The sequence below is a fragment of the Stenotrophomonas sp. GW821-FHT09E08 genome, assembly GCF_059416125.1.
The window spans coordinates 69827-82933 of sequence record NZ_JBWKOO010000011.1; the positions used below are offsets into that span (position 1 = coordinate 69827).

Here is a 13107-nt window from a genome sequence, read left to right on the forward strand (position 1 = left end):
GGTCTCATTGGATGAGACCGCCCCTGAATCCTTCAGGCTTCCGCCGGGCATGGCCCGGCGCTACCGGTATCGAAAGAGCAGTGCGAGGATCAGAAGCCGTGGGTGATGCTGGGCGCACCGGCCGAGAAATCGGCGTACGGGTCGTGGTCGCCGCTGCTGCCTTCGGACAGTCGGAACTTCAGGGCCAGGCCATCACGCGAGTCAGCCGCACGCAACGCTTCTTCCTGCTCGATGGTGCCGGCCTTGGCCAGCCGGAACAGGCACTGGTCGAAGCTCTCCATGCCTTCTTCCAGCGAGCCTTCCATCGCCGCCTTGATCTCGTGCACCTGGCCGCGGCGCAGCAGGTCGCGGATCATCGGCGTATTGATCAGGACCTCGGTGGCTGGCAGCCGGCGGCCTTCCTTGTTCTTCACCAGGCGCTGGCTGACCACCGCACGCAGGTTCAGCGCCAGGTTCATCAGCACATTCTTGTGCGCGCTTTCCGGGAAGAAGTTGAGGATGCGCTCGATGGTCTGGTCGGCGTTGTTGGAGTGCAGGGTGGCCAGGCACAGGTGACCGGTCTCGGCGAAGGCGATCGCCGCCTCCATCGTTTCCGCGTCCAGGATCTCGCCGATCAGGATCACGTCCGGTGCTTCACGCATCGCGTTCTTCAGCGCGTTGTGGAAGGCATGGGTGTCCAGCCCGACCTCGCGCTGGTTGACGATCGACATCTTGTGCTTGTGCAGGTACTCGATCGGGTCCTCGATGGTGAGGATGTGGCCTGTGGTGGTGCTGTTGCGGTGGTCGATCATCGACGCCAGCGAGGTGGACTTGCCGGAACCGGTGGACCCCACCACCAGCACCAGCCCACGCGGGGTCATGATGACGTCCTTCAGCACCTGTGGCAGGTTCAGCTCTTCGATGCTCGGGATGCGGCTGCGGATGGCGCGAATGACCATGCCGACTTCGCCGCGCTGCTTGAATACATTGACCCGGAAGCGCCCGGCATCAGGCAGGGCGATGGCCATGTTCAGCTCCAGCTCGCGCTCGAACTGCGGCACCTGGCCCTCGTCCATCAGCGAGTAGGCGATCTTCTTGACCATGCCCGGCGGCAGGCCGGTATTGCCCAGCGGATAGAGCTTCCCCTCGATCTTGATGTAGACCGGAGCCCCGGTGGTCAGAAACATGTCCGAAGCGTTCTTTTCGGTCATCAGCTTCAGGAAGTAGCCGATATCCATTGCGAATTTTCCCCAACGAAACGGTCGACGCCCGTTGCCAGCACGGTGTCGGCTTGACGACAATGGCCGTGAACCGACAACCGGTACGGCCTCCCCAATGAAACGACTTAGCTTCGCACGAATGCGCCATGGCCTGTATGTGATGGCGTTTGCATTCGCACTGTCTGCCCCCGCTTGGGCGCAGGACGCCGCACTGGAACTGGCGCAGGCCCGGCAGGCGGTCGACAAGGCCACCCAGGCCGATGCCGACCAGTACGCTCCGGACCTTATCGGGCTGGCCCGGCAGGGGCTGGAGCAGGCCCAGCGCGCCGCCGGCGACCGCCGCGAGCGCAAGAACGCCCCGGCGATGGCCCTGCGCGCCGCCGCCGATGCCGACCTGGCCCGCGTCCGCAGCGAGGAAGCCACCGCCACCGCGCAGCTGCAGCTGCGCCGCAACGAGGTCAACCAGCTGCAACGCCAGCTGTCGACCGGGGAGGACCGCCGGTGAAGCCGATGACCGCCGCAACCCTGGCCGCGCTGCTGGCGCTGCCGACCCTGGCCGTGGCCGCTGACAACCCGATGGTGGCGCAGCTGAGCCAGCGCCTGATGGCCATCCAGGCCAATCCCGACACGGCTGAGCTGGGCGCTTTCGAGCGCATGCAGGCGCAGCAGGCCATCGTCACCCTGGACAAGGCCAAGCGCCGCGACCAGGAATTGGCCACCTACCTGGCAGAACGCCGCGTCGAGATCGCCGAGACCGCCGTGCGTACCGCACTGGCGGCGCGTGAGGTCGATCGTCTCGAGCGTACCCGCAGCGACCTGCTGATCGAAGCCAGCCGCCGCGATGCTGCCCGTGCCCGCCAGGAAGCCGAGCAGCTGCGCATGCAGGCGCAGATGCAGGCCGAGGAGGCAGAGCGCCTGCGTCAGGCCGCCGAGGCCGAGACGCTGGCCCGCCAGGATGCCGAGAATGCCCTGACCAGCGTGGCCGGCAAGCAGCAGCAGCGTCTCAGCGCCGCGCAGCAGAACGCTGCCAAACTGGCCCGCGAGGAAGCCGAGCTGGTGTCCGGGCAGAAGCTGCCGGGCTCGAAGTTCGACGGCCGCGGTGAGGTGTTCACCTTCAATGGTGACGCCTTCGCCGCCGGTGCCTCCAGCCTGTCCGGTGGTGCCCGCAACCAGGCCAAGGCACTGGCCGAGTATCTGAACATCGGCAAGAAGGGCCGCCTGCGCATCGAGGCGTATGACAGTGCCAATGGCGTCGGCCAGAAGCGGGCCGAAGCGCTGCGCGATGCACTCGTTGCCGGCGGTGTCGCAAGCAACCGGATACAGCTCAGCGGCAAGAAGGCAGCGTCCACCCGGGCGCGTTCGGCCGAGGTCATCATCGCCCCGTAATTGATTGATATTGTTTGTTTTTCGTTGTGATGAGCATTCAGCCTGAACCCCGCCCCGGCGGGGTTCGGTCTTTTTGACGCAGGGGCTTGAACCCCGCCCGGAGCAGGCGTAGGGTCAATCGTCCGGGACGCAATGCCGCGGACCGGACGATGGGAGGGCCGGGCCGATGCAAGCAGGGCGCGAACCGCAGCGAATCGACGTGCGCAGGCCAGTGCCGCAGGTCGTTGCAGGCGTCCAGGTGGCCATCGACCGGCGCTCCTCCATGAACAACGCCCTTGCCTTGCAGCCGGGGCGTTCGTGTATCTGTCGAAGGAGGTCCATCATGTTTGAAGATCAGCCCCAGAGCGAGATCGACGCCCGCCGCGCGCGCGATCCGGAGTTCCGGGCACTCCATGACCAGCACCGCAAGTTGAACAAGAAGTGCATGGACGCGGAGTTGGGTGTACTCCCGATCGATGATGTCACCCTGGGTCGCATGAAGCGTGAGAAGCTGCTGGCCAAGCAACGTCTTCTGCGAATGTACGAGACACCGCTTCCAACGACGTCCCCCGCGCATTGACGCACCCCGTCACGCCCGGAACGGCGTGACCCGGCCAGAGATGGCCCCGCCGGGCGCTCATGCCCCGGCATCGCGGCACCGCCGATGAGGCGGCCGCGCCAAGGCACCACAGGCGGTGGTGCCTTGGCCTGCAGGCACACTCACCGATGCGGGCGGTACCGGTCTCCTCGTCGATCCGGGGCCGTCCGCATCCCTTTTTTACGGTGGACAGGCTGCGGCCATGCCGACCTGACTTTCATCGCCATCCGTCGGATAATCATCGGTCCGGCCCTGCGTGGCGCGAACCGAAAGTCCCCGAATGCCCATCCACTCTTCCGTCCTCGAACTCATCGGTCAGACCCCGATCGTGAAGGCCCAGCGCCTGGACACCGGTGTCTGCGAGCTCTACCTGAAGCTGGAGAGCGCCAACCCGGGCGGATCGATCAAGGATCGCATCGGCCTGTCGATGATCGAGGCCGCGGAAAAGCGCGGCGACCTGAAGCCAGGCGCGACCCTGGTCGAGGGCACCGCCGGCAACACCGGCCTGGGCCTGGCCCTGGTAGCGCAGCAGAAGGGCTACAAGCTGATCCTGGTCGTTCCCGACAAGATGAGCCGCGAAAAGATCTTCAATCTGAAGGCGATGGGTGCCGAAGTGCGCTTGACCCGCTCGGACGTGGCCAAGGGTCATCCCGAGTACTACCAGGACCTGGCCAAGACCATCGCCGAGCAGACCCCGGGCGCCTACTTCATCAACCAGTTCGGCAACCCGGACAACCCGGCCGCGCACGAATTCGGTACCGGCCCGGAAATCCTGGAGCAGATGGACGGCGACCTTGACGCCATCGTGTTCGGCTGCGGCAGCTCCGGCACCATGACCGGCCTGTCGCGTGCCTTCGCGAAGCTGTCGCCGAAGACCGAGCTGGTGCTGGCCGATCCGGTCGGCTCGATCCTGGCCGAGTACATCAACGACGGCAATCTGAACGACAAGTCGGGCAGCTGGCTGGTGGAAGGCATCGGTGAGGACTTCCTGCCGTCGATCTCCGATTTCAGCCGGGTGAAGAAGGCCTACGCCATCTCCGATGCGGAGAGCTTCCACACCGCGCGAGAGCTGCTGGGCAAGGAAGGCATCCTCGGTGGTTCCTCCACCGGCACCCTGCTGGCGGCGGCGCTGAAGTACTGCAAGGAGCAGACCACGCCGAAGAAGGTGCTGGTGCTGGTGCCGGATACCGGCAACAAGTACCTGTCGAAGATGTACAACGACTACTGGATGCTGGACAACGGCTTCCTGCAGCGCCCCCAGCACGGCGACCTGCGCGACCTGATCCTGCGCCCGTATGGCCAGCGCGACACCGTGGTGATCGGCCCGAACGACCTGCTGACCACCGCCTATCAGCGCATGAAATTGTATGACGTGTCGCAGCTGCCGGTGCTGGACGGCGACCAGCTGGTCGGTATCGTCGATGAAAGCGACGTGCTGCTGCATGTCTATGGCGATGAAGCCCGTTTCCGCGACCCGGTGGCGACCGCGATGGTCAGCAAGCTGGACCGGCTGGACGTGAAGTCGCCGATCGAAGCGCTGCTGCCGGTGTTCGACCGCGGCCAGGTGGCGATCGTGATGGACGGTGACGCCTTCCTGGGCCTGATCACCCGTATCGACCTGCTGAACTACCTGCGTCGGCGTGTTCAATAAGCCGCTGATCGCAGATGTTCGCCGCTGAATCCTGGTTTATCCGCGTCAAAGGTCGTTAAGGCCGCGCTGATAGACTTCCGCACCTTCGATGGCGCCGTGCGTCGGCGCCCCTCAGGAAAGAACATGTCCAACGCTACTTCCCAGGATCGCGCCCTGGCCCTGGCTACCCTGGCCATCCACGGTGGCCAGTCGCCGGACCCCAGCACCGGTGCGGTGATGCCGCCGATCTACGCGACCTCGACCTATGCCCAGTCCAGCCCGGGCGAGCACCAGGGCTTCGAGTATTCGCGTACCCACAACCCGACGCGCTTCGCCTACGAGCGTTGCGTGGCCTCGCTGGAAGGCGGTACCCGTGGCTTCGCCTTCGCTTCGGGCATGGCCGCCAGCTCGACCGTGATCGAGCTGCTGGACGCCGGCAGCCACGTGGTGGCGATGGATGACATCTACGGTGGCAGCTTCCGCCTGTTCGAGCGTGTGCGTCGCCGTACCGCTGCGCTGGACTTCAGCTTCGTCGACCTGACCGATCTGGCCGCGTTCGAGGCCGCCATCACGTCGAAGACGAAGATGGTCTGGATCGAGACCCCGACCAACCCGATGCTGAAGATCGTCGACATCGCTGCGGTCGCCGCCATCGCCAAGCGTCATGGCCTGATCGTAGTCGTCGACAACACCTTCGCCTCGCCGATGCTGCAGCGTCCGCTGGAACTGGGCGCGGACCTGGTCCTTCATTCGGCCACCAAGTACCTCAACGGGCACTCGGACATGGTCGGTGGCATGGTTGTGGTTGGCGACAACGCCGAACTGGCCGAGCAGATGGCCTTCCTGCAGAACTCGGTGGGTGGCGTGCAGGGCCCGTTCGACAGCTTCCTGGCCTTGCGTGGTCTGAAGACCCTGCCGCTGCGCATGAAGGCACATTGCGCCAACGCGCTCGCCCTGGCCCAGTGGCTGGAAAAGCATCCGGCGGTGGAGAAGGTGATCTACCCGGGCCTGGCCTCGCACCCGCAACACGAGCTGGCGGGCAAGCAGATGGCTGGCTACGGCGGCATCGTCTCGATCGTGCTCAAGGGCGGCTTCGACGCGGCCAAGCGCTTCTGCGAGAAGACCGAACTGTTCACCCTGGCCGAGTCGCTGGGCGGCGTGGAAAGCCTGGTCAACCATCCAGCGGTGATGACGCATGCATCGATCCCGGTGGCGCGGCGCGAGCAGCTGGGCATCAGTGATGCGCTGGTAAGGCTGAGCGTGGGTGTTGAGGATCTGGGGGATCTGCAGGTGGATCTGGAAAAGGCGCTGGCGTGATGATCAGTGGCGTACAACGCAAGGCTGAGCTGCTCTGGGCATTGTCCCAGCGTGAGATCGCTGCACGGTTCAAAGGATCCTACGGTGGCCTCTCCTGGTATGTGATCCAGAACCTGCTGTTGCTGACGCTTTACTCGTTCGTGTTCGGTACGCTGTTCAAGAACCGATGGGGGCAGGGTGATCATCCGTCGGGCAACTTCACCGTCGCGCTCTTCATCGGCTTGATCGTGTTCAATCTATTCGCCGAATGCGTCACGCGTGCGCCAACGCTGATCCTGGCCAATGCGAACTACGTGAAGAAAGTTGTTTTCCCCCTTGATGTGCTGCCTGTCGTCACCCTGATCACGGCTGTGTTCAACGCGTTCGTGGCGATGCTGGTGCTCATTGCCGTGTCCTGGTACTTGGATTCGCCCATGCATTGGCAGGGGCTGTGGATCCCGGTAATTCTTCTGCCGCTGATGGTGTTGATCTTGGGAGTGACCTGGTTGCTGGCGGCACTCGGAACCTACATCCGCGACATCAACCAGATGGTGACGTTGCTGATCAGTGCCTTCATGTTCCTGTCGCCGTTGTTCTACCAGATCACCGCGTTGCCAAAGGCCGCGCAGACCTGGGTGATGTTCAATCCGTTGACATTGCCGATGCAGGAATCACGTGCGGCATTGATGCTTGGCCAATCCCCGGATTGGGCTGCGCTGGGGGTCTATCTGCTGATCGCCCTGCCGGTGGCAGCCTTGGGCTACATGTTCTTCCAGAAGATGCGTGGAGGCTTCGCCGATGTCATCTGACGTCTCGATCCGGGTCCACAATCTGTCCAAGTGCTACCACATCTATGAGAAGCCCGCGCACCGCCTCTGGCAGGGTCTATTGGGTGGACGGCGAAAGTTCTACCGCGATTTCTGGGCGCTGCGTGAAATCGACTTCAGCGTGCGGAAGGGCACGACGTTCGGCGTCATCGGAAAGAATGGCTCTGGAAAGTCGACCTTGCTGCAGATCGTGTGCGGCACGTTGTCGCCTACCAGCGGCAGCGTCGAACGTGTCGGCAAAGTGGCAGCGCTGCTGGAACTGGGGGCAGGCTTCAATCCCGAATTCACCGGGCGTCAGAACGCGATTCTCAGTGGCGGCATCTATGGCCTGACCACTGCGGAAATCAACGAACGCCTGCCGTCGATCATCGAATTCGCAGAGATCGGTGAATTCATCGATCGCCCGGTCAAAACGTACTCGAGTGGCATGTTCGTGCGCTTGGCCTTCTCGGTGATCACCCACGTCGACGCTGACATCCTGGTCATCGACGAGGCGCTTGCCGTGGGGGATGCGCAGTTCACGCAGAAGTGCATGCGCTGGCTGCGCAAGTTCAAGGAGAACGGCACGCTGGTGTTCGTCAGCCATGACAGTGGCGCGGTGCGAAGCCTGTGCGACCAGGCCATGTGGATCGAGCATGGCCGGGTGCAAGCGATTGGCGATGCCAAGAGCGTGACAGAGAAGTACCTGGCCTCTTTGTTCAACCAGTCGCAGAGCAGCGCACCGGAACGAGACCATGCCGTGCAGGACATCCTCTCGGCCGAGGACTGGAAGGATCAGCGCCAATCGATGATCAATGGCAGCACGCTGCGCAATGACATCCAGGTGATGCAGTTCACGCCGGAGAGTGCATCCTTTGGTCAGGGCGGCGTGGAAATCACCCAGGTGGTGCTGGAGGACCGCGAACATAACCCGCTGTCGTGGGTGGTCGGCGGCGAGGCGGTATCGCTGGTCGTGCAGGCGCGCGCACTGGTTGATCTGCAGCAACCCATTGTCGGCTTCTTCCTGAAGGACAAGCACGGGCAAACACTGTTTGGCGACAACACGTACCTGACTTACCTGGATGCCCCCCCCATGGTCAGTAGCGGCGAGCGCTTCCGTGCGGTGTTCAGCTTCCCGATGCCGATCCTGCCGGTGGGTGACTACAGTTTTGACGTCGCTATCGCCGAGGGCACCCAGCTGGACCATCGGCAGCTCAAGTGGGGGCATGACGTACTGATCGTCCGCTCAGTGTCGACCAGCGTCTCCACGGGGTTGGTGGGCATTCCCATGCTGGAGGTCGCAATCGAGGTGGATGCCAATGAAGATTGAAGATCGCGTTTCGCCATACGACTACAGTTTCGATCCGGAAGGGCCGAGTACTGCTGCCCGCATCTCGCGGATGGTGGGACAGGGGCAGCGGGTGCTGGAACTCGGCTGCGGCTACGGTGTCATATCGCGTCAACTCAGCCAGGCACAAGGGTGCACAGTGACCGGCGTGGAGATCGATCCGATCAGTGCCGATCAGGCTCGTCCCTACCTGAATGCGCTGCATGTTGGAACTCTGGAAGGTGACGACTGGTTGGCAGCGGTTCGCGGCACCTACGATGTGATCGTCTGCGCGGACGTGCTGGAACACCTGCGTGATCCTGCATACACACTCGGCCAGCTACTGACCCTGCTGGCCCCGGACGGCCGTCTGGTGGCGTCCGTGCCCAACGTGGGTCATGCCGGCATCATCGCTGCATTGTTCTGCGGGCGCTTCGACTACACGCCGACAGGGCTGCTCGACGAAACCCACCTGCGCTTCTTCACCTGGGATTCGCTGGAGCGCATGCTCAACGCACAGGGCCTGGAGGTTGCCAGGCGCGAAGCAGTCAATGCCGGCGGAAACCACGAGCAGTTCCTTGAGTACTGGCAGCCTCTGCCGGAACCGATCAAGCACATGCTCAACCGACATCCCACCGCCAACGTGTTCCAGTTCGTGCTGGAGGCGCGTCGCAGTGAAGTGCCGCAGCGCCCGTGGCGGGTCGAGGATGCAGAAGCGCTGCAGCGCTGGGCCGACGAGGTGGCGAGTGGCTGAAGTGACCCTCGCAGACCACGCTGCACTGCCACGCGTGAGCGTGGTGATCCCGTCCTACAACCACGCGCGCTTCATCGGCGAGGCCATCGAGTCTGTGCTGGCACAGACGATGTCTTCTCTGGAACTGATCATCATCGATGATGGTTCCAGGGATGATTCTGTGTTGGTTGCAACTGCCATGGCGGCAGAGGATGACCGGATAAGAGTGGTGCGCCAGGACAACGCGGGGTCGCACGCGGCGATCAACCGTGGCTTGTCAAAAGCGCGGGGCGCATGGCTGGCGGTCCTCAACTCGGACGATATCTGGGAGCCTGAGCGGCTGGAGCAGATGCTCAAGCACGCCGAGCGCGAAGATGCGCAGTTCCTGTTCAGCGATATCCGCCTGATTGATGCCGATGGCGAGTTCATCGATGACCCGTCTCATTGGTGGAACTTCAGCGTGCAGCGTTTGCGCGAGCGCGTGCGCAGCGAAGGTGTGGTGAACGGGCTGCTGTATGGAAACTTCACTGTTTCCACGTCGAACTTCCTGTTCCGCAAGGAGTTGTTGGCCAGTGTTGGCTGGTTTCGGCGCTTCCGCTACAACCTGGACTGGGACTACGTGCTGCGCTGTCTGGATACCGAGGGCGTGAAGGTGGAGTTCGTCGACCAGCGTCTGATGCGCTATCGGTTGCACGGTGACAACGCGATTCTCAGTGGCATGCCCGGCGCTGCGGCCGAGGCTCAGCTGATCACGCGGCAGATCTACCGTCGTCGGATGCATGCACCCCAGAGCCTGCTGCTCAGTCACCACCGGCATGACCGCCTGTTGCGTCGCTACCTGCAGGGCCAGGTCAACAAGTACCGCGAGTCATTCCATGCAGTTGAAGCAGATCGCGATGCTCATGTAGAGCTTCTGAAACAACGCCAGCAGTTGATCGAGGCGGAGCGGCGCCAGCGGGAGCAGGCCAGCGAAGCCGAGCGCCGGCAAGCGCAGGTGGTCGAAGCAGAGCTGCGTGAGGCGCTGATAGTGCAGCAGGAGCAGCAGGCGTCGCTGGAGCAGGTGCACGCGGAGTATCGCAAGCGTGCACACGCCCAGCGCATGGATGTATACGGCGATTCTCTGCGGGTGAGGTACGAGCGGGACCTGCAGCGTTGCCGCGAGGTGCGGATGCTGGAACACCTTGAAGGGCGAAATCTGCCAGGCTCCCCAGCCTACGGAATGCCGTTGAGTTTGCGTCAGCGCGTGTCGCGCGCCATCAGGAGCGCGCGCCGCATCAACGAATCCATCGGCTTCCTGCGCAATGGAGTCACGGCTGGTACGGTCCGGCATGTCGCGCGTGATCCTCTGCCGATCGTGCCCTTGGTAGCAGAGGTGGCGGTCCATCTGCACATTTTCTACCGTGATCTTGCCCCCGAACTGATCGCCGATGCGCTGCGCATACCGAACCTGCGCAAAGTGGTCATTACCGGGCCCTGGAGTCGCGAGGACTTCGACGGTCCACTGGATGAACTGGTTGCGCGCGGTGTGGATGTGCAGATTCTGGTCGTCCCCAATCGCGGCAAGGACGTGGGCGGATTGCTGGCGGCGATCCGTGATGGAGGTCTCCTCGATTCAGATCTGGTGCTGAAGCTGCACTCCAAGAAGAGCCACAATCCGGAAAGCTACTTCCAGGCAATTTCTGCCTTGTTCGGGCAGGAAATACGCGATGGCGATCATTGGCGCCGCGCGCTTGTGCAGCCATTGACCGGCAGCACCTGGCAGATCAACAACGTGCTGAAACTGTTCCAGGATGATCCGGCGATCGGCATGGTGGGAGCACGACCGTTCATCACCAGTGTTCCCGATGCCAATGCAGCGCTCAGCCAAGCGGCGTACGAGCGCTTTGGAGTGCCGCAGGGAGCTCCGTTCGTGGCCGGCACGATGTTCTGGATTCGATCCTCATTGCTCAGGCCGCTGCTCGAGCTTGGCTTGTCGCTCGATGAGTTCAGTCTGGACAGCAGGGAGGTTGAGGGCGGGCTTGAGCATGTAATGGAAAGGATGCTTGGCGCCCTTGTGATTGGGCGCGGCTTCGACATCTTTGGAGTGGAAGGATGAGCGTACTGTCCAATCGTACCGTTCCGGTCTTCATCATTTCCTACAACCGGGTCGGCTACATCAGGAGCGTGATCGAGCGGCTGGAAGCGCTGGATTTCCAGAATCTCATCGTGGTCGACAATGCGTCGACCTACGAACCACTGCTGGACTATCTCAACCACAGTCCGCATCGCGTGGTCCGGCTCGACAAGAACTATGGCCATCTTGCGCTTTGGCGCAGTGGTCGTTTCGACGACGTCATCCAGCGCGAGCGTTTCATCCTGAACGACAGCGATGTCATGCCGGCCCATGATTGCCCGTCCGACATCACCGAGCACCTGGCTGAGCTGCTGGAGCGCTATCCGCGGCACAACAAGGCCGGGCTGTCACTGAGGATCGATGACCTGCCTGACCACTATGCGTTCAAGCAGCAGGTGATCGCCTGGGAATCGCCGTTCTGGCAGAACCTGCTGGAGGACGGCAACTATGAGGCGGCTCTTGATACCACGTTCGCTCTCTACCGCCCTGGCGTCCACTGCGACGAGGAGCGTTGGTGGCGTTCGATCCGCACCGCTCCGCCATATTCAGCGCTGCACTTGCCCTGGTATCAGGACACCTCGCTGATCTCGGACGAGGACATGTTCTACCAGCAGGCGGTTGCTGGCATCTCCAGTCAATGGAGCATCACCGATCCGGTATTGCTGAAGAAACAGAACACCGAGCTGCAGCACGAGATCGCGGCCCTCAAGCGTACAATCAGCGAGCTTCGCGGTGAGGTTGCGCCGGCGGGCTCAACGGCATGGCGCAACGCTGTCCGATCCACCCTGGGTGCCACCGGGCTGTTGCCGCTGGTGCGCCGCTTGCGCGACAACATGAAGAAGTGAATCCCATGATCGAATGCATCTTTACCTCCATCAACAACGGTTACCTGCCGAAGGCGCGCATCCTCGCCGCTTCGGTCCGCCGCCATCATCCTGAAGCCAAGATGGCGCTCATGCTGAGCGATCATCAGGACCCGGCCCTGGACTATTCCGATTTCGATATCGTCCTGACCCCGGATGATGTCGTCGAAGGTGTCGGCGAACTCCAGTCATGGTTGTTCGATCATACGGTGGTGGAATTGTGCACGGCAGTGAAGCCCTTTGCATTTGCACACCTGTTCCAGAAGCATGGTTTTGCCAATGTCGTCTATCAGGATCCTGATACGGTGTTGTATGCACGGCTGGAGGAGCTGGAGCGGGAGATGGTCAGCCATCCGATCGTGCTGACTCCGCATGTATCAGTGCCCGCGACGGATACCGATGACCTTCAGGATGGAGAAATGCTCGGTTGCCTGCGCCATGGCGTGTTCAATCTGGGCTTTCTCGCGCTGACCCGTGAGGGAGAGGGCCCGGCGTTCCTGCAGTGGTGGCTGGATCGCTGCCGCGACTACTGCTTCGACGATAACCAGCGTGGGCTTTTCACTGATCAGAAGTGGGTGGACCTGGCTCCCTGCTTCTTCCAGACGCTGGGAATTCTTCGTGTGCCGTCCTACAACGTCGCGACCTGGAATCTTTACTACCGCGAAGTCAGCACCCGCGCCGACGGCACGATCGTGGTCAACGGCAGCTATCCGCTGCGCTTCTATCACTTCTCGGGCTTCGACATTGGTACGCATGAGAAGATGCTGGGCAAGCACGACGCGGGCAACACCACCCTGCAGGCGATGACCCAGTGGTACACCTCGGAACTGGAGCGACTGAAGAATCCGGCGGGCCTGCCTGACAAGTACGGCGTGTTTGCCAACGGTCGCAAGATTCCGGCCGATTGGCGCCGCTACTATCGCAGCCAGCCCGCGCTCAAGCGCATGATCCCGCGCCCGTACGAACAGTACGAGACCATCATCGCGCATTTCGACTCGGCTCCGGACGAGGTCGCACTGGATCCTTCCTCGTCGTCGCTGGAGCGTTTTGTTCGTCGTCGGCCGGGACTGGCATCACTGGTACGCAAGATGGTGCCGGCATCCGTCATTCGCCGTCTGCGCGGTTGAGTCACCGGCCTGCACGCACAACAGGATGGTCCCGCAGGCAGAGCGTGCGA

Annotated in this window: 12 protein-coding genes; 11 read left to right on the top strand and 1 reads right to left on the bottom strand. The window is 62.6% G+C overall.

The features are described from left to right. Window positions 1–89 precede the first annotated feature (89 nt). Window positions 90–1217, bottom strand: a complete 1128-nt coding sequence (locus AC07M7_RS14470; protein ID WP_046983204.1) for a PilT/PilU family type 4a pilus ATPase — start codon at window positions 1215–1217, stop codon at window positions 90–92. Window positions 1218–1338: 121 nt separating this feature from the next. On the opposite strand from AC07M7_RS14470, the gene AC07M7_RS14475 reads away from it, so the two are divergent. From AC07M7_RS14475 to AC07M7_RS14525, 11 genes are all read left to right on the top strand, one after another. Continuing rightward, complete coding sequence (locus tag AC07M7_RS14475) at window positions 1339–1704, top strand: DUF4398 domain-containing protein (RefSeq protein ID WP_136638631.1); 366 nt, start codon at window positions 1339–1341, stop codon at window positions 1702–1704. After that, on the top strand, window positions 1701–2585 hold the full coding sequence (locus AC07M7_RS14480; RefSeq protein ID WP_495207718.1) for an OmpA family protein: 885 nt from the start codon (window positions 1701–1703) through the stop codon (window positions 2583–2585). Before AC07M7_RS14475 ends, AC07M7_RS14480 begins: the two co-directional genes overlap by 4 nt. A gap of 322 nt (window positions 2586–2907) precedes the next feature. Continuing rightward, entirely contained in the window at window positions 2908–3144 is a 237-nt protein-coding gene (locus AC07M7_RS14485; RefSeq protein WP_012509964.1) for an HP1242/YdcH family protein, read from the top strand. 298 nt (window positions 3145–3442) lie between these two features. After that, window positions 3443–4813, top strand: a complete 1371-nt coding sequence (locus tag AC07M7_RS14490; protein WP_046983202.1) for a pyridoxal-phosphate dependent enzyme — start codon at window positions 3443–3445, stop codon at window positions 4811–4813. A 123-nt stretch (window positions 4814–4936) separates the two neighbouring features. After that, window positions 4937–6109: a cystathionine gamma-synthase gene (locus AC07M7_RS14495; protein ID WP_046983201.1), complete on the top strand. Its 1173-nt coding sequence runs from the start codon at window positions 4937–4939 to the stop codon at window positions 6107–6109. Beyond that, window positions 6109–6897 (top strand): ABC transporter permease, encoded by a 789-nt coding sequence (locus AC07M7_RS14500; protein WP_046983200.1) that lies wholly within the window; start codon window positions 6109–6111, stop codon window positions 6895–6897. The genes AC07M7_RS14495 and AC07M7_RS14500 overlap by 1 nt, the downstream gene beginning before the upstream one ends. Beyond that, a complete protein-coding gene (locus AC07M7_RS14505; RefSeq protein WP_495207719.1) occupies window positions 6887–8224 on the top strand; it encodes an ABC transporter ATP-binding protein in 1338 nt (445 codons plus the stop codon). The genes AC07M7_RS14500 and AC07M7_RS14505 overlap by 11 nt, the downstream gene beginning before the upstream one ends. Continuing rightward, a complete protein-coding gene (locus AC07M7_RS14510) occupies window positions 8214–8975 on the top strand; it encodes a class I SAM-dependent methyltransferase (protein ID WP_169050338.1) in 762 nt (253 codons plus the stop codon). Before AC07M7_RS14505 ends, AC07M7_RS14510 begins: the two co-directional genes overlap by 11 nt. 34 nt (window positions 8976–9009) lie before the next feature. Continuing rightward, a complete protein-coding gene (locus AC07M7_RS14515) occupies window positions 9010–11049 on the top strand; it encodes a glycosyltransferase (protein WP_430766229.1) in 2040 nt (679 codons plus the stop codon). Then, window positions 11046–11912, top strand: a complete 867-nt coding sequence (locus AC07M7_RS14520; RefSeq protein WP_136638623.1) for a glycosyltransferase family protein — start codon at window positions 11046–11048, stop codon at window positions 11910–11912. The genes AC07M7_RS14515 and AC07M7_RS14520 overlap by 4 nt, the downstream gene beginning before the upstream one ends. A 5-nt stretch (window positions 11913–11917) precedes the next feature. Beyond that, entirely contained in the window at window positions 11918–13057 is a 1140-nt protein-coding gene (locus AC07M7_RS14525; protein WP_495207720.1) for a hypothetical protein, read from the top strand. Window positions 13058–13107: the final 50 nt, after the last annotated feature.

What these genes read in the sequence shown, in the direction of transcription:
- AC07M7_RS14485 (WP_012509964.1), top strand. Translation starts at nt 2,908, where the DNA reads ATGTTTGAAGATCAGCCCCAGAGCGAGATCGACGCCCGCCGCGCGCGC.
- AC07M7_RS14510 (WP_169050338.1), top strand. Translation starts at nt 8,214, where the DNA reads ATGAAGATTGAAGATCGCGTTTCGCCATACGACTACAGTTTCGATCCG.
- AC07M7_RS14475 (WP_136638631.1), top strand. Translation starts at nt 1,339, where the DNA reads ATGCGCCATGGCCTGTATGTGATGGCGTTTGCATTCGCACTGTCTGCC.
- AC07M7_RS14500 (WP_046983200.1), top strand. Translation starts at nt 6,109, where the DNA reads ATGATCAGTGGCGTACAACGCAAGGCTGAGCTGCTCTGGGCATTGTCC.
- AC07M7_RS14495 (WP_046983201.1), top strand. Translation starts at nt 4,937, where the DNA reads ATGTCCAACGCTACTTCCCAGGATCGCGCCCTGGCCCTGGCTACCCTG.
- AC07M7_RS14490 (WP_046983202.1), top strand. Translation starts at nt 3,443, where the DNA reads ATGCCCATCCACTCTTCCGTCCTCGAACTCATCGGTCAGACCCCGATC.
- AC07M7_RS14505 (WP_495207719.1), top strand. Translation starts at nt 6,887, where the DNA reads ATGTCATCTGACGTCTCGATCCGGGTCCACAATCTGTCCAAGTGCTAC.
- AC07M7_RS14525 (WP_495207720.1), top strand. Translation starts at nt 11,918, where the DNA reads ATGATCGAATGCATCTTTACCTCCATCAACAACGGTTACCTGCCGAAG.
- AC07M7_RS14520 (WP_136638623.1), top strand. Translation starts at nt 11,046, where the DNA reads ATGAGCGTACTGTCCAATCGTACCGTTCCGGTCTTCATCATTTCCTAC.
- AC07M7_RS14470 (WP_046983204.1), bottom strand. Translation starts at nt 1,217, where the DNA reads ATGGATATCGGCTACTTCCTGAAGCTGATGACCGAAAAGAACGCTTCG.